This window comes from Flagellimonas lutaonensis (assembly GCF_000963865.1).
GTDB lineage: Bacteria > Bacteroidota > Bacteroidia > Flavobacteriales > Flavobacteriaceae > Flagellimonas_A > Flagellimonas_A lutaonensis.
On the sequence record NZ_CP011071.1, the window covers coordinates 1,485,910 to 1,503,572 of the forward strand.

General features: G+C 45.5%; 21 protein-coding genes. 17 read left to right on the top strand and 4 right to left on the bottom strand.

Annotation, left to right across the window (positions count from 1 at the left end; translation table 11 throughout):
- The first annotated feature begins 8 nt into the window (after positions 1-8).
- From trxA to VC82_RS06835, 3 genes are read left to right on the top strand one after another with little or no spacing between them, the layout of a single operon-like run.
- Positions 9-311 (top strand): thioredoxin, encoded by a 303-nt coding sequence (gene trxA / locus VC82_RS06825; RefSeq protein WP_045801713.1) that lies wholly within the window; start codon positions 9-11, stop codon positions 309-311.
- Positions 311-676: a hypothetical protein gene (locus VC82_RS15800; RefSeq protein ID WP_045801714.1), complete on the top strand. Its 366-nt coding sequence runs from the start codon at positions 311-313 to the stop codon at positions 674-676. The genes trxA and VC82_RS15800 overlap by 1 nt, the downstream gene beginning before the upstream one ends.
- A 37-nt stretch (positions 677-713) precedes the next feature.
- Positions 714-1,478, top strand: a complete 765-nt coding sequence (locus tag VC82_RS06835; RefSeq protein ID WP_045803299.1) for a patatin-like phospholipase family protein — start codon at positions 714-716, stop codon at positions 1,476-1,478.
- 19 nt (positions 1,479-1,497) lie between these two features.
- Here VC82_RS06835 and VC82_RS06840 read toward each other — a convergent pair whose 3' ends face one another.
- The 4 genes from VC82_RS06840 to VC82_RS06855 form a co-directional block, all read right to left on the bottom strand.
- Entirely contained in the window at positions 1,498-1,746 is a 249-nt protein-coding gene (locus VC82_RS06840) for a hypothetical protein (protein ID WP_045801715.1), read from the bottom strand.
- The gene (locus tag VC82_RS06845; RefSeq protein ID WP_157518009.1) at positions 1,743-2,024 is read right to left on the bottom strand and encodes a hypothetical protein; all 282 of its coding nucleotides are present in this window, start codon (positions 2,022-2,024) and stop codon (positions 1,743-1,745) included. Before VC82_RS06845 ends, VC82_RS06840 begins: the two co-directional genes overlap by 4 nt.
- 9 nt (positions 2,025-2,033) lie before the next feature.
- Positions 2,034-3,857, bottom strand: coding sequence for an SLC13 family permease (locus VC82_RS06850; protein ID WP_045801717.1), 1,824 nt, complete (start codon positions 3,855-3,857; stop codon positions 2,034-2,036).
- 106 nt (positions 3,858-3,963) lie between these two features.
- Complete coding sequence (locus VC82_RS06855) at positions 3,964-5,013, bottom strand: ferredoxin--NADP reductase (protein ID WP_045801718.1); 1,050 nt, start codon at positions 5,011-5,013, stop codon at positions 3,964-3,966.
- A 150-nt stretch (positions 5,014-5,163) separates the two neighbouring features.
- On the opposite strand from VC82_RS06855, the gene VC82_RS06860 reads away from it, so the two are divergent.
- The 14 genes from VC82_RS06860 (at position 5,164) to atpG (ending at position 17,604) form a co-directional block, all read left to right on the top strand.
- Positions 5,164-5,502, top strand: a complete 339-nt coding sequence (locus VC82_RS06860; RefSeq protein ID WP_045801719.1) for a PadR family transcriptional regulator — start codon at positions 5,164-5,166, stop codon at positions 5,500-5,502.
- Complete coding sequence (locus tag VC82_RS06865; RefSeq protein ID WP_045801720.1) at positions 5,499-6,215, top strand: hypothetical protein; 717 nt, start codon at positions 5,499-5,501, stop codon at positions 6,213-6,215. The genes VC82_RS06860 and VC82_RS06865 overlap by 4 nt, the downstream gene beginning before the upstream one ends.
- Positions 6,216-6,265: 50 nt before the next feature.
- Positions 6,266-7,735, top strand: coding sequence for a DUF5687 family protein (locus VC82_RS06870; RefSeq protein WP_045801721.1), 1,470 nt, complete (start codon positions 6,266-6,268; stop codon positions 7,733-7,735).
- A gap of 74 nt (positions 7,736-7,809) precedes the next feature.
- Positions 7,810-8,559, top strand: a complete 750-nt coding sequence (locus tag VC82_RS06875; RefSeq protein WP_045801722.1) for an ABC transporter ATP-binding protein — start codon at positions 7,810-7,812, stop codon at positions 8,557-8,559.
- 178 nt (positions 8,560-8,737) lie between these two features.
- Positions 8,738-11,296 (top strand): type IX secretion system periplasmic lipoprotein PorW/SprE, encoded by a 2,559-nt coding sequence (gene porW / locus VC82_RS06880; RefSeq protein ID WP_045801723.1) that lies wholly within the window; start codon positions 8,738-8,740, stop codon positions 11,294-11,296.
- Between the two features lie 3 nt (positions 11,297-11,299).
- On the top strand, positions 11,300-11,761 hold the full coding sequence (locus VC82_RS06885) for a bactofilin family protein (RefSeq protein ID WP_045801724.1): 462 nt from the start codon (positions 11,300-11,302) through the stop codon (positions 11,759-11,761).
- Complete coding sequence (locus VC82_RS06890) at positions 11,739-11,969, top strand: AtpZ/AtpI family protein (RefSeq protein ID WP_084598177.1); 231 nt, start codon at positions 11,739-11,741, stop codon at positions 11,967-11,969. The genes VC82_RS06885 and VC82_RS06890 overlap by 23 nt, the downstream gene beginning before the upstream one ends.
- Positions 11,970-11,972: 3 nt before the next feature.
- Positions 11,973-12,365 carry a DUF6168 family protein gene (locus tag VC82_RS06895; RefSeq protein ID WP_045801725.1) on the top strand — a complete coding sequence of 131 codons (393 nt, stop codon included), beginning with the start codon at positions 11,973-11,975 and terminating at the stop codon, positions 12,363-12,365.
- Positions 12,366-12,477: 112 nt separating this feature from the next.
- Positions 12,478-13,608, top strand: coding sequence for a F0F1 ATP synthase subunit A (atpB, locus tag VC82_RS06900; RefSeq protein WP_045803301.1), 1,131 nt, complete (start codon positions 12,478-12,480; stop codon positions 13,606-13,608).
- A gap of 94 nt (positions 13,609-13,702) precedes the next feature.
- Positions 13,703-13,894, top strand: a complete 192-nt coding sequence (gene atpE, locus VC82_RS06905; protein ID WP_045801726.1) for an ATP synthase F0 subunit C — start codon at positions 13,703-13,705, stop codon at positions 13,892-13,894.
- Between the two features lie 82 nt (positions 13,895-13,976).
- Positions 13,977-14,477: a F0F1 ATP synthase subunit B gene (locus tag VC82_RS06910; RefSeq protein WP_045801727.1), complete on the top strand. Its 501-nt coding sequence runs from the start codon at positions 13,977-13,979 to the stop codon at positions 14,475-14,477.
- 13 nt (positions 14,478-14,490) lie between these two features.
- Complete coding sequence (gene atpH / locus VC82_RS06915) at positions 14,491-15,030, top strand: ATP synthase F1 subunit delta (protein ID WP_045801728.1); 540 nt, start codon at positions 14,491-14,493, stop codon at positions 15,028-15,030.
- A 52-nt stretch (positions 15,031-15,082) separates the two neighbouring features.
- Positions 15,083-16,663, top strand: coding sequence for a F0F1 ATP synthase subunit alpha (gene atpA, locus VC82_RS06920; protein WP_045801729.1), 1,581 nt, complete (start codon positions 15,083-15,085; stop codon positions 16,661-16,663).
- Positions 16,664-16,743: 80 nt separating this feature from the next.
- Positions 16,744-17,604, top strand: coding sequence for an ATP synthase F1 subunit gamma (gene atpG / locus VC82_RS06925; protein ID WP_045801730.1), 861 nt, complete (start codon positions 16,744-16,746; stop codon positions 17,602-17,604).
- Positions 17,605-17,663: the final 59 nt, after the last annotated feature.

Here is a 17,663-nt window from a genome sequence, read left to right on the forward strand (position 1 = left end):
TATACGAAATGAAAGGAGATTTTAACAAACTCATCAATTCAGAAAAACCCGTGTTGGTAGATTTTTATGCAGAATGGTGTGGCCCATGCAAGATGCAGGCGCCCATTCTAAAAGAGGTGGCCGGCCAGGTAAACGGTAAGGCACGAATCATCAAAGTGGATGTCGACAAGAACCAAAACTTGGCGAACAAATACCAGATCAAGGGCGTGCCCACCTTGATACTGTTCAAGAACGGAGCGGTAAAATGGCGACAGTCTGGATTGGTAGATAAGGCACAGTTGACGAAAATAATAGAAGAAAACACAGACTGATGAACACACTCGCTATTTTCGAACCCCGGCTGAAAGCCGTTCTTGAGGCCTTTGAGGAGGCCCTGATTGCCAGCGACCTGTCTTATTCGCTGGATAAGCTAAGGCGTTATGGGTTCTCGGGAGACCAAGAAATATCGCTGGCCGTTAAAAGGGCCCTGCAGATATGCGCCACGTTGGGGCTTGACACGCGCAAGCATTTTCGGTATATCTACAAAGTCGATTTGGCCGAGCGTTGCGTGTACCGAGAATGGAGGGCCTCAAAATTTGGTTTCTATTTGGTGCTTTGCAACGGCAACCCCAAGAATCCGTTTGTTGGGGCACTGCAAATGGAAATGCTCAAAGAATTTATCTCAAATTTGGAGTAGTTTTGCCCAGAAAGGGAAGAAAGTGCCAAATACGCTTTTGAATAACAAATCGGTGGGCCTGGTGTTATCGGGCGGTGGTGTGCGCGGTATGGCGCATATAGGTCTTATCAAGGCACTTCGAGAGCACGGAATAGAGGCACAGGTGGTGGCCGGAAGCAGTGTAGGGGCACTGGTTGGAGCTTTATATGCCAATGGTAACACGGTGAACGAGATGTTGCAGTTCTTTAGAGACACACCATTGTTTCAATACAGTTTTTTTGCGATAGGCAAACCCGGCCTTATTGATACTGAACGGTATTTTTCAATTTTTAAAAAGTACTTTCCCACGGATGATTTTGCATCGCTCAACACACCCCTGTATGTAGTGGCCACCGATTTGATGAGCGGGGAAGAAAAAGTGTTCCACAGGGGCAAATTGATACATGCCCTTTTGGCATCGGCTGCCTTGACACCTTTTTTTAGTCCGGTTGAAATTGATGGCATACTCTATGCCGATGGGGGCATCATGAACAACTTTCCGAAAGAGTACGTTGAAAACGATTGTGATTATATCATTGGCAGCAACGTTTCCATTGTGGGCACCCTTCAAAAAAAGGAATTAAAGAATTCCCTACAGCTTACCGGCCGTGTCACGGGCTTGATGATTTATGCCTCGAGCCGTGAAAAAATAAACCAGTGTGACCTGCTCGTAGAGCCACAAGAACTTGCGGGCATTGGGGTGCTTGATAAAAAGGGCATCGAAAAGGCCTTTACCCTCGGTTACGACCATGCCATGAAAAAGCTCGAATCGCTACGCTTATAGCCTTATTTGTTCACCGATTTTAATTCCAGAGTGTTTTTGGCGAAGTCCAACGTACGTATCTAGAACGGAATGTTGATACCTTTTTGTCAAAGGCCTGCTTGATCACCAGATTTTCGACTTCCTGAAGATTGCTTACATAACCCACGCCGTAGCAGACCACTATATGGGTGCGCACGGTCAGTGAATAATTGGCAAAGGTGTTTTTTGAATTCGGAATGACCACACCGGTACCTGCCAGAATTGAGGTAAGTACTTTGTCAAGTTTCATGATACCGTGGACAATAAAAAACCAATCGGTATGCTAAAACCGAAGACGAAGCGTGTGCTAAGGTCTTTGATGGATTCTTGCTCGATTTTGTTGAACAGGTATTTACAGCAAAAACGTGAAAAATACTTGCCTAAGAAATAGAAGATGACCGTAACAATGATGGCCAGAACAAGGTTGGGCAGTTTAAGGATGAGGGAGTCCATCCACCCGCCAAGTTTTTCCCATAATTTGCCCACTGCTCCTTGAAAACTGAACTGTTGTATTGCAAAAGCGTTCATAATCATTTTTTATAACATTAGACTTAAGAGATAGGTGGCCAAAAGCCACAAGAGTATCGATATGGCACCCCCGATGATCAAAAAATGCCTAAACCTGTAGAGGCCCATACTGTAGATAAGGGCATTGGTCTGGTAGCCAACAGGTGTGAAAAAACTGTAATTTGCCGCAAACAGCACCGAAAGCACAAAGGGTTTGGCGGGCAGTTGCATGCCCGAGGCCAACGAAATAGCGATGGGCGTCATGATGATGGCCGTGGCGTTGTTCGAAACCACCCCGCTCAACAACATGGTAGACAAGAACAAGATGCCAATGCTGAAAACAGGTCGTTGGCCCGTTATCAAACCCAATAATTGGTCGGTCAGCCAATCATCAGCGCCCGTATTGTGCATGGCCACACCGAGCGGTATCATACCGGCCAACAAAAACAAAATTTGCCAGTTGATCCGTTTATAGACATTTTCAAGTTCAATACAGTTACTGAGCAACAAAAGCACACAGCCAACAATGGCACTGGTCAAAATGGTAAAGGTTCCCGTGGCGGCCAAAATCACCACTAAAATCAAAATTCCCAGAGTTAGATTCCTATTTTTTGATTGCGCTATTTCAGGGGCCTCGTACTCTTGCAAAATGGCAATGTTTTCGTACAGGTCAAAATCACCGATTTTTTCCTTGTCTATTTCCACCAATACCCGGTCACCTACCTTTAATCTCGTGAGTTGGGGGTTGTACCTGTAGATTCGTTCACGAATGTGGCGTAGGTTTTTGCGCTTTTTGATGGCCAATGGCACGGCCCCATTACCAATGGCTGCCTGTAATTCTTTCAACGTCATTTCTAAAAAACGAGCACCCGGAAGCATCATCAACTCGGCCAAAACCAAATTCTGTGTACTTTGAGGTTCAGGTACGTCCTTGAATTCCTTTCGGGTAACCACCCCCTCTCCAGCATCGTTGGGGTTGAGGATAAACTCGTGATTGCTCTTTAATCGCAGAAGGCTTTCAAAGTCACATGACAACATAATTCTGTCATGGGCTTTCAAAGTCAGCTCGTGGTTGGGTGAAACATTATCACTGCCTTCGCGGGTCAGTTTAAGAACAGTGATATTTTGATCCACTCCCAAGAAGGTTTCACTCAAGGGTTTGCCGATGAGTTTTGATTTTGGTGCCAGTTCTATGGTTACGATGTAATCATCTACATCATATTGCTCTACCAATTTTTCTTTGCTATCAAAGGGTAAGAGCTTGACCAAAATGGCAACTACAATTATAGCTATTAGCATAAAGAGAACGCCCATCCACGAAAATTCGAAAAAAGAAAAACGCTCGCCCGTTCTATCCGTATATATACTGTTCACAATTAAATTCGTAGAAGTTCCCATAAGGGTGCAGCTGCCACCGAGAATACTGGCATACGAAATGGGCAGCAGCAGTTTGCTTTTCGGGATGTCGTGCTTATCGGATAGCTCGGTAATGATCTTTATAAATACGATGACCACGGCGGTAGAACTAATAAAGGCTGAAATAGAACCGGTTATCAACATAAAAAGGGGCACCAAAAACAGAATGGGCAGGCCCTTGAACCGCTTTAGCCCATTGGCCATCCAACTGATAACACCGTTCTGCTCAAGGGCTGCGGCCAATATCATAAGGCAGAGAATGGTTATGACCGCCGTATTTGAAAAACCGCTGATACCCTCTTCGGGCGAGACCAAACCGGTGAGCACCAACACCCCGATAAGGCAAAAGGCAATCTTATCCATCGGAAACACCTCTAAGGCGAAGAGCACAATGACGGTAATGATAATGGCAAAAACCAGCGCAATTTCCCAGGTCATGGCAAACGGTACTTTGACTCCAATTTAAAATTACGATGAAAACAGCGTAATGCAAAAAAGGAGAAATTGTTGCGCAAATAGCGTTATGGCGTATGGTCTGCGGGGGCTAAACGTCGTCGTAATCGATTTTCAGCACTGGGGTCACCGGATGCGATTGGCAGGTGAGGGTCAAACCTTCGGCCACTTCACCATCTGTTAGAATCTGGTTTTTCACCATTTCAACCTTGCCTTCCAAAACCCTCGCCACACAACTGCTGCATACCCCCCCTTGACACGAATAGGGCGCATCAATATTGGCTTTTAGCACTGCATCGAGCACCAGCTGTTTTTTGTCCATTGTCAGGGTATGGGTTTCATCGTCAAGAACGACCTGAACCTTTGTCTTTCCCTCTAGTTGTTCTGCCAAGGTATCCTCTACCTCAGAGGATGTAAAGAGTTCAAAAAGAATCTTTTCTTCTTGAATACCGTTCTTTTTCAATGTGTTGCAAACCGTTTCAATCATGCCTTCGGGGCCGCAAAGGTAGAAGGCATCGAACGTGATATTCTTAAACTTGTTCTTTAAGACGAAATTGACTGTAGAGGTCTCTATTCGGCCAAAAAGGGCATCGTCGCCAGGGGTACGGCTAAAAATATATTGAATAAAAAATTGTTCGTTATATTTTTGTTTTAAATCAGTGATTTTCTGGGCATACATGACCTCTTCAGGGCTTTGGTTGCCAAAGACGAGAACAAAGGTACTGTTCGGGTTGTCGCCCAAAACCGTCTCGGCAATGCCGACAATCGGGGTAATGCCACTGCCCGCGGCAAAGGCCGCAATATTTTTGGGGTTGCTATGCGGTTCAAACACAAACCGCCCTTCTGGTGGCATAACCTCAAGAGTGTAGCCCTCTTTGATTTTTTCGTTTGCATAAACAGAAAAAAGGCCCCCAGGCACCTTTTTGATTCCCACGGTGATATGATCCGTATTTGGGGCACATGAAATGGAATAGGCCCTTCGTACCTCTTTGCCATCCAGAACATGCTTGATGGTGATATACTGTCCCGCTTTATAGGCAAAAGTGGATTTTAATGCTTCCGGAATGGCAAAGGTCAGTGACACGGCGTTCGGGGTAAGCCGTTCTACCTTGGTCACTTTAAGGGGGTAAAAATCACTCATAAAATAAAATTTGCTGCAAAACTAAGGATTGGATCTATGATTACCATTCGCCCCCCAAAATATTTATACCTAAAAATCTTATGCATAAGAAATTTATGTATATTTGGATGAAGTATTTTCAATGTAGTAAAGGCAACACCATAGTAAGTTATGGCCAATTCGAAGTTATATAAGGGAAGTCTGAGCACCATCATCTTAAAGTTGTTGGATGAAGGAGGTAAAATGTATGGGTATGAGATTACCCAAAAGGTAAAGCAGCTCACCAAAGGCGACCTCAAGATTACTGAGGGGGCCCTGTACCCAGCGTTGCACAAGCTTGAGGCCGAGGGACTGCTTGATGTTGAGGTGGCCAAGGTCGATAACCGCATGCGCAAATACTATAAGCTAACCGAACAGGGCGAGAAAGAAACGGCGAACCGACTGGCCGAACTCGAAGAGTTTATACGCAATATGCAGCAATTGGTAAACCCGAAATGGAGTATTTCATGAGTAAAAAACTCAGCAATGAACAAATACTACAGCTGTACAAATTTACCCGCCAGCATTATGTCGAGCATTACGATTTGCAGACCGAACTCGTGGACCATCTGGCAAACGGCATCGAACTGCAGTGGCAAGCAAACCCCGACCTGACTTTTCAAGAGGCCCTGAACCGTGAGTTCAAAAAGTTTGGAGTATTTGGCTTTCATGATGTAATCGCCGAAAAGCAAAAAGCCATGTCAAAAAAATATTGGAAGTTGCTTTGGCGCTTTTTTAAGCAGTGGTTCAAATGGCCCAAAATGCTTATGACCGCGAGCATTGCTCTAGGGCTTTTTTCCATACTTCGATTTTCAGGGCAATCCAACCATAAGAGAGAATTAATATTGGGTTCTCTAATGCTACTTTTTGTCACAGCCTTGGTGTATTTTCTGATGACCAAGAAAACCAGGGAGGCCAAAATGCTCAAGAATGGCAAGAAATTCATGTTGGCCGATATGATATACAATTTTGGTGGCGGGATTGTTTTGGCCTATTTGCCCCTGAATATTGCCATTGGTTTAAATGCTTCGGGCGGCGATTGGTATTTGTCACCGTATTTTGATTGGCTTTTTTCATTGGCCCTAACAGGCATGCTGCTTTGCGGATATATCATTTTCAAGGTGCTGCCCGAAAGAGCGGAGCAGTTGTTGGCCGACACTTATCCTGAATACAAATTGGCATGATCCTGTAACAAAAAATCGGATTTTCATACTAACCAACAAATCACCAATCAATGTTCAAGCATTTTCTAAGGCTCCAATGGAAATCGTTTTTTAGGTCTTCATCATTTGGCAAAAGTATGGCCATCAAAATTTTGATGGGGTTCTTTTCCCTATATCTTATGGCCGTGCTGATCATATCTGGGGGAGGACTTTATTTTATTCTGCGAAAATTGGTTCCGGATCAAAACCCCTTGTGGGTGGTGAGCCAATACATGGTCTATTGGGTACTGATAGAGCTATTTGTCCGCTATTTTATGCAAAAGCTTCCGGTAATGGATATCAAACCATTGCTTTTGGCCCCCATTAAGAAAAGTGCCATTGCCCACTATATATTGGGCCGCTCAGCCGCTTCATGGTATAACTTAATGGCATTGTTCTTTTTTATACCGTTCGGCATTGTTTTGATTGTTAAGGGCTACGGAGCTCTAAATGTATGGACTTGGATATTGGGCATTTTTGCATTGGTGCTGTGCGTCAACTATGTGAACTTTCTGATCAATAAGAGCGATAAGGCATTGATCGGCATTGTGGTATTGGTGTTTGGATTATATGCCATGGACCATTTCGGGCTGATTCCGGTAAAGGAAGTTTTTGGGCCACTATTCCATGCACTATACGCATACCCTTTAGCTGTTTTGGTGCCCCTAGCATTATCTGTGATGGTGTATTGGGCAAACTTCAGATTTTTAAAGACCCATATTTCTTTGGAAGGGGCACTAAAGGTCAAAACCAAAGAGGCCAAGACGTCAGAACTGGCCTGGACACGCCGATTTGGCGACCTCGCACCTTTTCTTCAGCTCGATCTGAGAATGATCTGGAGAAACAAACGCACCAAATCACAGGTTTGGATATCGTTGTTGTTCGTGTTCTACGGTCTTATTTTTTATACACAAGACATTTATGCCGATATGAAAGTGATGCACTGTTTCTTGGGTATTTTTATGACCGGCATCTTTCTGAGCAATTTCGGACAGTTTATTCCTGCTTGGGATAGTTCGTACTATCAAATGATGATGTCCCAGAACATCCCGTTGCGAAAATATTTGGAGTCAAAGGCCTTGCTAATTACGGTGAGTGTGGTGGTTATGTTCTTTTTGACCATTCCCTATGTGTATTTCGGCACCGATGTGCTGGCCATCAACTTTGCATCGGCCTTATATAACCTAGGGGTCAACATTCCTGTAATCTTATATTTTGGGTCGTTCAACAAAAAAAGGATAGAGTTGGACCAGAGCCCGTTCGGCAATATGCAGGGCACCAGCGCCACACAGTTTTTGATAATCTTGCCCGTTCTGGGGCTGCCCATTGCCTTGTTTGCTTTGTTCCATTTCATTTTTTCATTTCAGGTGGCACTCATTGTGCTTTCAGCAATGGGAATTATCGGTTTCGCATTGAGAAACTATTTTATGGAACGCATTACCGAGCAGTACAGAAAAAAGAAATATGGCATGATAGCTGGATTTAAAGAAAAAAATGGATGATTTTGATGGATGTTGGATGCCAGAATCTATAGCCAAGATGCTATTCGTTTGAAATTGATACTTGAATTTGAAATATGATAACAGCAGAAAATTTAACAAAAAAATACGGCCAACAGACCGTTTTAAACATTGACCATCTTGAAATTCCGAAGGGTCAGGGCTTTGGCCTGGTCGGAAACAACGGGGCGGGCAAGACGACCCTTTTTAGTCTATTGCTCGACCTTATACAGCCGACTACCGGCCATATTGTCAACAATGGGGTACAAGTAAACAAGAGTGAAGACTGGAAACCCTTTACCTCGGCCTTTATCGATGAAACCTTTTTGATCGGGTACCTCACGCCCGAAGAGTACTTCTATTTTATAGGGGAGCTTCGTGGCCGTAACAAAGCCGATGTAGATGCGCTGTTGGCACAGTTCGAGGATTTCTTCCACGGCGAGATCTTGGGGCAGAAAAAGTACCTGCGAGACCTGTCAAAGGGCAACCAAAAGAAGGCGGGCATTGTGGCTTCCTTTATCGGAAACCCCGAGGTAATCGTACTCGATGAGCCCTTTGCCAATCTTGACCCCACCACCCAGATACGGCTAAAGGCCATAATCAAAGATCTGGCGGCAAAAGAAGGGGTGACCGTTCTGGTATCGAGCCATGATTTGATGCACGTGACCGAAGTGTGTGAGCGCATTGTCGTCTTGCACAAGGGCGAGGTTGTAAGAGATATCAAGACCTCGGCCCAGACATTGAAGGAACTCGAGACGTTTTTTGCCAGCGGCCATTTGGCCCCTACAGAGATTGGTATGGATAAAACTAGAGGTAGGGCCAACTGATTAATTGGGGACCATTGCTCTAAAATAATTGATAAAATGCCATGTGGTTCTCTTTTTGGTATTTGTTATCTCGATATGGCAGGTCTGGCACCCCTGCAAAAAAACCTGCATTTTATCGATAAGCCCTATAATATTCCGAACTTTTTTCAGTTATGATTGGGTAGGAAAGATTAGTACTTTGAAGCTTCGTTTTCGTTTTTCGTTTTTTATAGTCTTCGGACTGCTTTTTCTGTTGGGGTGTTCCACTAAAAAGGATGCTTTTGTCAACCGAAATTGGCATGCCCTGAATACCAAGTACAATACTTTGTACAACGGAAATATTGCCTTTGAACAAGGCCGGGATGAACTTCGCAATTCGTACCGTGATGATTTCTGGGAAGTACTGCCGGTCGAAAGACTGGAGGTTACCGATGAGGTCAAGCTCGACTCTGAAGACAACAACCCCAATTTTATCATCGCCGAAGAGAAGGCGACCAAGGCCATACAGAAGCACAGTATGGACATCAAAGACGAAGAACGCAATCCGCAGATTGACGAGGCCTTTCTATTGCTGGGCAAGGCCCGATATTTCGACCAACGCTATATTCCCGCTTTAGAGGCCTTTAACTATATCCTTAGAAAATATGTCGATAGCGATAAACTGAATGAGGCCACGATTTGGCGCGAGAAGACCAATATGCGATTGGACAATCCTGAACTGGCCATCAAAAATCTTCAACGGCTCTTCAAGTACGAAGACCTCAAAGACCAAGAATACGCCGATGCCAATGCGGTCTTGGCCCAATGCTATATCAATTTGAAGGCACCCGACACGGCCATCCAAAAACTGAAAATAGCCCAGGCCTACACCAAAAAGAACGAAGAACGGGGCCGTTACCTGTTCATCATAGGGCAATTGTACAATCAGTTGGGCCATAAAGACAGCGCCAACTATGCCTTTGACAAAGTGATTGCCCTGAACCGAAAATCGCCCAGGGTGTACATGGTCAATGCGCACTTGAAGAAAATACAGAACACCGAGGTCACCGAGAACAACAAAGAGGCGCTGCTAGAATACCTCACCGAATTGGAAGAGAACCGCGAGAACCGCCCATTTTTAGGAAAAATATACCGTGAGGTGGCCCAGTTCCATATGGCCACGGGGGCCGATAGCCTGGCGTTGGCCTATTACAACAAGTCGTTGGGAGCCAATCAAGGTGAACGAAAATTGAGTGCCCTCAACTATCAAGACCTTGCCGATTACCATTTTGACCAGAATGTCTATAAGACCGCAGGGGCCTATTACGATAGCACACTGACCAATTTGGATGAAAACACCAAGAAGTTCCGCACCATCAAAAAGAAATTGGACAACCTGGAAGATGTAATCAAGTACGAAGACATCGTACAGCATGCCGACAGTGTGATCACTCTATACGAAATGCCCTTGGCAGAGCGCACAGCCTATTTTGAAGCATACATAGACGAGCTGAAACAAAAGGCCGAAGAAGCCGAAAAGGAGAAAGAAAGAAAGGCGAATGCCGGTTTTGCGGCTTTTGCCGAGACCCAAGGGGGCAAAGAGAACAAGGGCAAGTTCTATTTCTACAACATTACCAGTTTGGGGTACGGCAAGAACGACTTCAAGACCCGTTGGGGCGACCGCGTACTCGAAGATGATTGGCGCTGGAGCAACAAGGCACGAACCGCCACCGTAGAAGAAACCACTGAAGTACAGGTTGCAGATGTTTCCATTGGCGGTGCGATCGCAGATGACGAGAAATACGAGCTCGATTTTTATCTGGATAGGGTTCCGACAGACGTCAAGGTAATCGACAGCCTCCGCGACGAACGAAATTTTGCCAACTACCAACTGGGGCTAATCTATAAAGAAAAATTCAAGGAAAACCTATTGGCGGCGGGCAAGCTTGGAGCGGTATTGAAATCCGATCCAGAAGAGCGGTTGATCCTTCCATCAAAATACAACCTCTATAAAATTTACGAGGAAAGTGGCAGCACGCTTTTGGCCGACCAGATGAAGCAAGACATCATCCGCAACCACCCGGGTACGCGTTATGCCGAGATTTTGTTGAACCCCCAAGCGGTTCTGGCAGGGGATACCGACAGTCCTGATGCGCGTTACGCCGCATTGTACAAAATGTACGAAGACCAGCAGTTCTTAGAGGTGATCACCCAGGCCCAAGAATACATCAATCGGTTTACGGGCGACCCAATAGTGCCGAAGTTTGAAATGCTGAAGGCCAACGCCATTGGCAGGCTGCGAGGTTTTGAACCGTTTAAGGAAGCGCTGAACTATGTGGCACTGACCTACCCGAACAATCCCGAGGGCAAAAAAGCCGAGCAGATGATAGCCGAGCAACTTCCCAAATTGGCGGCGGCGGCATTTTCGCCTGAAACGGGATCGTCTGGCACCGGTAATTGGAAGGTGGTGTTTCCGTTCAAAATACGTGACAACGATAAGGCCCTGAAACTTAAAAAGCGGTTAGAAGATGCCATAAAAGACCTACGCTACAGGAATATCGTTTCAAAGGATGTCTATACCCTTGAAGATCAGTTTGTGGTGGTGCATGGCTTTAGGTCGAAAGACTTTGCCCTGGGCTTCGCCGAGCTTATAAAAAACAACAAGGATTACCGGATCAAAGACGAGAATTTTGTAATTTTATCTTCCAATTACAAGATCATTCAAGTGCACAAAAACTTAGATGATTACTTAAAACAGCAGTTAACCCCAAAACCATAGAACATGTTTTCAGACAACAAAAGACCCGGTGACTTTGGCACTGGCCAACCCAATCGAATCGAAAAGAACACCAAGATAAAAGGTGACATTACATCAGAGGCCGATTTCAGGATCGATGGCAAGCTTGAGGGCAATGTGACCACTTCTGGCAAGGTTGTCATCGGCAAAGATGGCTACATCAAAGGAAAAGTCGAATGTGTGAATGCCGACGTTGAAGGTAAGTTCAACGGCGAACTTCATGTAAAAGACCTGCTGTCGTTGAAGTCTTCGGCCGTTATCGAAGGTACCGTTGCCGTATCAAAATTGGCTGTAGAGCCCGGCGCCACCTTCAACGCCTCATGTAAAATGGGCAAAGCGGCCAGCTCTGGCACTGCTACCACCTCTGGCAGCTTCAAGTCTCCATCCGTGGGCAGCGCCTCTTCTGGTAGTTTGAACAAGACCAATGAGCCAGCAAAAACCACCTAAAAAGCCGAACAACCTTAAAAACGTGGCCATGCTTTCGGGCATTGCTTTTGAAATGGGGGCCATTATTTACCTTGCTGTCAAAGGAGGCAACTGGCTTGACGAACACTATCAGACCGAAAAAAGAATTTTTACCGTGATTGCCACTTTATTGGGAGTGGCAATTTCTATTTGGGTAGTTTTGCAGCAGTTAAAACGAATCAAATACTGACCGATGGCCCGACTGCCCCTGAAATTTACCCTGTCGCTCTTGACATGTTTGAGCACTGCCTTTGCATTTCATCTTTTGATTTTAGTGGGATTCGAAAAGCCCTTTTGGGGCAATCTGATCGCACTGTCGTACCTGCTGAATTTCGCGCTGGCACTGGGCATATTTCTGGCACTCTATTTTCTTAGGAACAAACTCGGCAATGCCATGGGTTTTCTGTTCATGGGCGGAAGCCTTTTGAAGTTTGTGGTCTTCTTTTTGGTGTTCTACCCCGGTTACAAGAGTGATGGCACGATACAGGGAGTTGAGTTTGCGGCCTTTTTTGTGCCTTATGCCGTGGCCCTTGTGCTAGAAACATACTTTGCTGCGAAAATGCTCAAAAATCTCGGTGCGAAATAGCTCGGGAACACCCACTAAAATCCTCTGAAAATAAAGTGCTTCAATGCTTTTTTCTTTTTGCAAGAAAGGCTTACATTTGCACCGATTTTTGAAGACCGAATTTTTGAGCGCAATGCGAAAGACCTTTTTGAAGAGCACACTTGTAGTCTTGGCGATATTTTTAGGGCAGTTTTCCTTTGCTAAGGATAAGGAACACGGCGATGAAAAAGAAGGCGGACTGAAGACCGAGATAAAAGAGTACATTCAGCACCACCTGCAAGACTCACATTATTTCAATTTATTCTCTTATACCAAAGACAGCGGCGAAGAGGTGCATGTTGGGTTTCCCTTGCCTGTTATTCTTTGGGACGATGGCTTGAAAGTGTTTTCGTCTTCAAAGTTTCACCATGGTGAAACGCTAGCCGAAGTCGATGGTAACCACTACAAACTGTACCACGGCAAAATCTACAAGACCGATGCCAATGGCACCATCAACTACGATGAAGAGCACCATCCCACGAACGTTAGGCCATTGGATTTTTCGATTACCAAGAATGTGGTCATGATAATCGTGACCGGTCTGCTGATGCTCTGGCTCTTTTCAGGCCTGGCGCGTTCATATGCCAAGAACAATGGCATACCCACTGGCATTGGCCGCTTTTTCGAGCCCATCGTGCTTTACATTAGGGATGACATCGCCAGACCGAACATTGGCGAAAAGCGCTATAAAAAATACATGCCGTTCTTGTTGACCATCTTTTTCTTTATTTGGTTCTTGAACATGTTCGGCCTTACCCCATTGGGAATCAATGTAACCGGTAACATTGCCATCACATTCGCCTTGGCCTTGATGACCTTTTTGATCACCAATTTTACGGGTACCAAAGATTATTGGATGCACCAATTCAATCCGTTGGGCGATTCAATGCCCTGGTATGCCAAGATACCTTTATATATAATCTTGGTGCCGATTGAATTGCTGGGGCTGTTCATCAAGCCGTTTTCGCTGTTGATTCGTCTCTATGCGAACATGCAGGCGGGCCATATTGTATTGATGAGTTTGATCGGGCTGATGTTCATTTTCAAGAGTTGGATCGGCAGCCCGTTGTCGTTCGCCCTGGCGTTTGCCATTTCGTTGATAGAGATATTGGTGGCACTGTTACAGGCCTATATTTTCACCATGTTGAGCGCGCTATACTTCGGATTTGCCTCTGAAGAGCACGGCCATGGCCATGACGAAGAGCCTGAATTGGCGCATTTATAACAGAGTATGTCATTCTGAGCTGTCACGCTGAGCTTGTCGAAGCGTAAGGCGAAGAATCCAAACATTGAAAACTTAATTTTTAAACTAGATAGATATGGAAATTCCAGTAATGGTAGGTGCAGGTTTGGTAGTAATTGGTGTTGGTCTTGGTATTGGTAGAATCGGTGGTTCTGCTATGGAGGCCATCGCACGTCAGCCTGAAGCTTACGGTAAGATCCAGACAGCGATGTTGATTGCTGCTGCATTGATCGAAGGAATTGGTTTCGCGGCCCTGTTTGCAGTGTAACCAGTCATCTAAAGGCAAAAGGCCGTAACGGTTGGTTGCGGCCCTTGCTTTTGTTTAAAGATTACCATTTAAAAGTATAGACATGGAAAAGTTATTGGAAGAATTTTCACTCGGACTCTTTTTTTGGCAAACAATCTTGTTTACACTGCTGTTGCTGTTGTTGTGGAAGTTCGCATGGAAACCTATTCTAAAAGCGGTTAACGACCGCGAAGAGGGTATTAAAAATGCCTTGCAGGCCGCTGAAGAGGCCAAAAAAGAAATGCAGAATGTAACTGCCGATAGCGAGAAGTTGCTCAAAGAGGCAAGGGCAGAGCGCGAGGCCATGTTGAAAGAAGCACGTGAGATCAAAGAGAAGATGATCTCAGACGCCAAAGAGCAAGCCCAGATTGAGGGCGATAAAATGATCAAACAGGCGCAGGTCGTTATCGAAAGCGAGAAGAAAGCCGCCGTGGCCGATATCAAAAATCAAGTGGCCGAACTTTCTGTTGAGATAGCCGAGAAAGTACTGAAAGAGCAATTATCGAACAAAGACAAACAACTGAAGCTCGTCGAGAATATGCTTGACGATGTCAAACTAAACTAATCATCCCAAAGAAATGAGCGATTCAAGAGCAGCTCTACGATATGCAAAGGCGGTGTTAGACCTTGCCGTTGAAAAGAAAGCGGCCGACAAGGTTGAGCAAGATATGCGTGATATTGTGGCGACCATTTCGGGCAGCGATGAATTACGGGCGATGTTGGCAAACCCTGTGGTCAACGGCGAAACGAAAAAAGAGGCGCTAAATGCTATTTTTGGGAAAAGTCATGAAATCACCAAGGGTCTTATAAATACCATAACGGAGAATAAAAGAATTTCCCTTTTGAACGAAATTGCCCTTAAGTTCACCATTTTAAATAAGGACATGAAAGGTGAGGGCGTGGCTTTCGTTACCACCGCGGTACCGTTGACCGCCGACATAGAGAAGAAAGTATTACGGCAATTGAACAAAATCACCGACGATAAGGTCACCATTGAGAACAAGGTCGATGAAAGCATTATCGGGGGGTTCATATTGCGCATCGGCGATTTACAGTACGATGCCAGCGTGGCCAATAAATTGAACAAGTTAAAAAGAGAATTTACAAATAGTCTATAAATAATTGAGACATGTAACGTCTCAAGTCTAACGTCTTAAGTCTAGAAAAAAAATGGCGGGAGTAAAAGCAGCTGAGGTCTCAGCAATATTGAAAAAACAGTTATCAGGTTTTGAAGCGACTGCTTCTTTGGATGAAGTGGGTACCGTACTACAGGTGGGTGATGGTATCGCCCGGGTATACGGACTTTCAAATGCCCAATACGGCGAGTTGGTGGAATTTGAAGGCGGTATGCAGGGTATTGTTCTAAACCTTGAAGAAGATAATGTTGGTGTCGTATTGTTGGGCCCATCAAAAGAAATAGTCGAGGGCGCTACGGTAAAACGTACCCAGACCATTGCTTCCATTAAGGTGGGAGAAGGCATTGTGGGCCGGGTGGTCGACACCTTGGGTAATCCCATCGACGGCAAAGGGCCTATTTCTGGCAAGACCTACGAGATGCCTTTGGAGCGTAAAGCCCCCGGGGTAATCTACCGTCAGCCGGTAAACGAACCCTTGCAGACAGGGGTCAAGGCAGTAGACGCCATGATCCCGATCGGTCGTGGACAGCGTGAGTTGGTGATCGGTGACCGTCAAACTGGTAAGACAACGGTATGTATCGATACCATTATCAACCAAAAAGAATTCTATGATGCCGGTGAGCCCGTTTACTGTATCTATGTTGCGGTAGGGCAAAAGGCTTCAACCGTTGCCGGCATTGCCAAAACATTGGAAGATAAGGGCGCCTTGGCCTATACCACCATTGTAGCGGCCAACGCATCTGACCCTGCCCCAATGCAGGTATATGCCCCATTTGCCGGTGCTGCCATTGGAGAGTATTTCAGGGATACCGGTAGACCCGCTTTGATCATTTACGATGACCTATCAAAGCAGGCAGTGGCCTACCGTGAGGTGTCGCTTCTTTTGAGAAGACCACCAGGGCGCGAAGCATATCCGGGTGACGTTTTCTATCTGCACTCAAGATTGTTGGAGCGTGCCGCAAAAATCATCAACGATGACAGCGTGGCCAAGAACATGAACGATTTGCCCGAAGTGTTGAAACCGATGGTGAAGGGTGGCGGTTCGTTGACGGCACTGCCCATAATTGAAACCCAGGCAGGTGACGTATCGGCCTATATACCCACCAACGTGATTTCGATTACAGACGGACAGATTTTCTTGGAGCAAGACCTCTTCAACCAAGGGGTGCGACCCGCCATCAACGTGGGTATCTCGGTATCTCGTGTGGGGGGTTCTGCACAGATCAAATCAATGAAAAAAGTGGCCGGTACCCTAAAACTTGACCAAGCACAGTTCCGTGAGCTGGAAGCCTTTGCCAAGTTCGGCTCTGATCTCGATGCCGCTACCTTGAACGTAATCGAAAAAGGACGTCGAAATGTGGAGATCTTGAAACAGGCACAAGGAGACCCCTTTACCGTTGAAGAACAGGTTGCCATCATCTTTGCAGGTTCAAAGAACTTGTTGAGAGATGTTCCGGTTGAAAAGGTAAAAGAATTTGAAAGGGATTATCTCGAGTTCTTAAAGGCCAAGCATAGAGACGTGTTGGATACGTTGAAGGCAGGTAAGTTGACCGATGAGGTTACCGACACCCTGACCGCTGTGGCAAAAGATCTTTCAGGGAAGTATAGAAGTTAATTCAGTATTGTCATTCCTGCGAAGGCAGGAATCCATAAGAAAACCGATTCCGCATCAAGTGCGGAATGACAAATAAAAGAATGGCAAACTTAAAGGAAATACGAAATAGGATTACATCGGTAAAATCGACGATGCAGATTACCAGTGCCATGAAAATGGTTTCGGCTGCAAAGTTGAAGAAAGCGCAAGATGCCATTACCGCGATGCGACCCTATGCCGATAAGTTGACTGAGCTGTTGCAGAACCTGAGCGGAAGCCTTGATAGCGATATCGGGGGCAAGTATGCAGACAATCGTCCGGTCAACAAAGTGTTGGTGGTGGCCATAACCTCGAACAGGGGGCTTTGTGGCGCCTTTAACTCGAATATTATCAAGCAAAGTGTTTCGCTTTACCATGGTAAATATGGAGGAAAGCAGGTCGATTTTATGACCATCGGCAAAAAGGGGAACGATATTTTGGGCAAGAAGTTCACCATCGTTTCGAACCACAGTGAAATCTATGATGATTTGACGTTTGAAAATGTGGCCGAAATTGCCGAAAACCTGATGCAGCGGTTTACTGAAGGCGAGTACGACAGAATTGAATTGGTGTACAACAAATTCAAGAATGCGGCCACCCAAATCGTGATGACCGAACAGATCTTGCCCATTGTACCTGTAGAGGGCGATACTTCAGGCTCGGCCGATTATATTTTTGAACCCTCAAAGGCAGAGATTGTCGAGCAGTTGATACCGAAGTCATTAAAAACACAGCTCTACAAGGCTATCCGTGACTCATTTGCCAGCGAGCACGGCGCACGTATGACCGCCATGCACAAGGCCACCGACAATGCTGCCGAGCTGAGAGATCAGTTGACCTTAACATACAACAAGGCAAGGCAAGCGTCCATTACCAACGAGATTTTAGAGATCGTGGGTGGTGCCGAGGCGTTGAACAACTAGATTTATCATAAAAAAAGCATATGCAAGCCCTTGAATTTCAAGGGCTTTTTTTTGTTCAG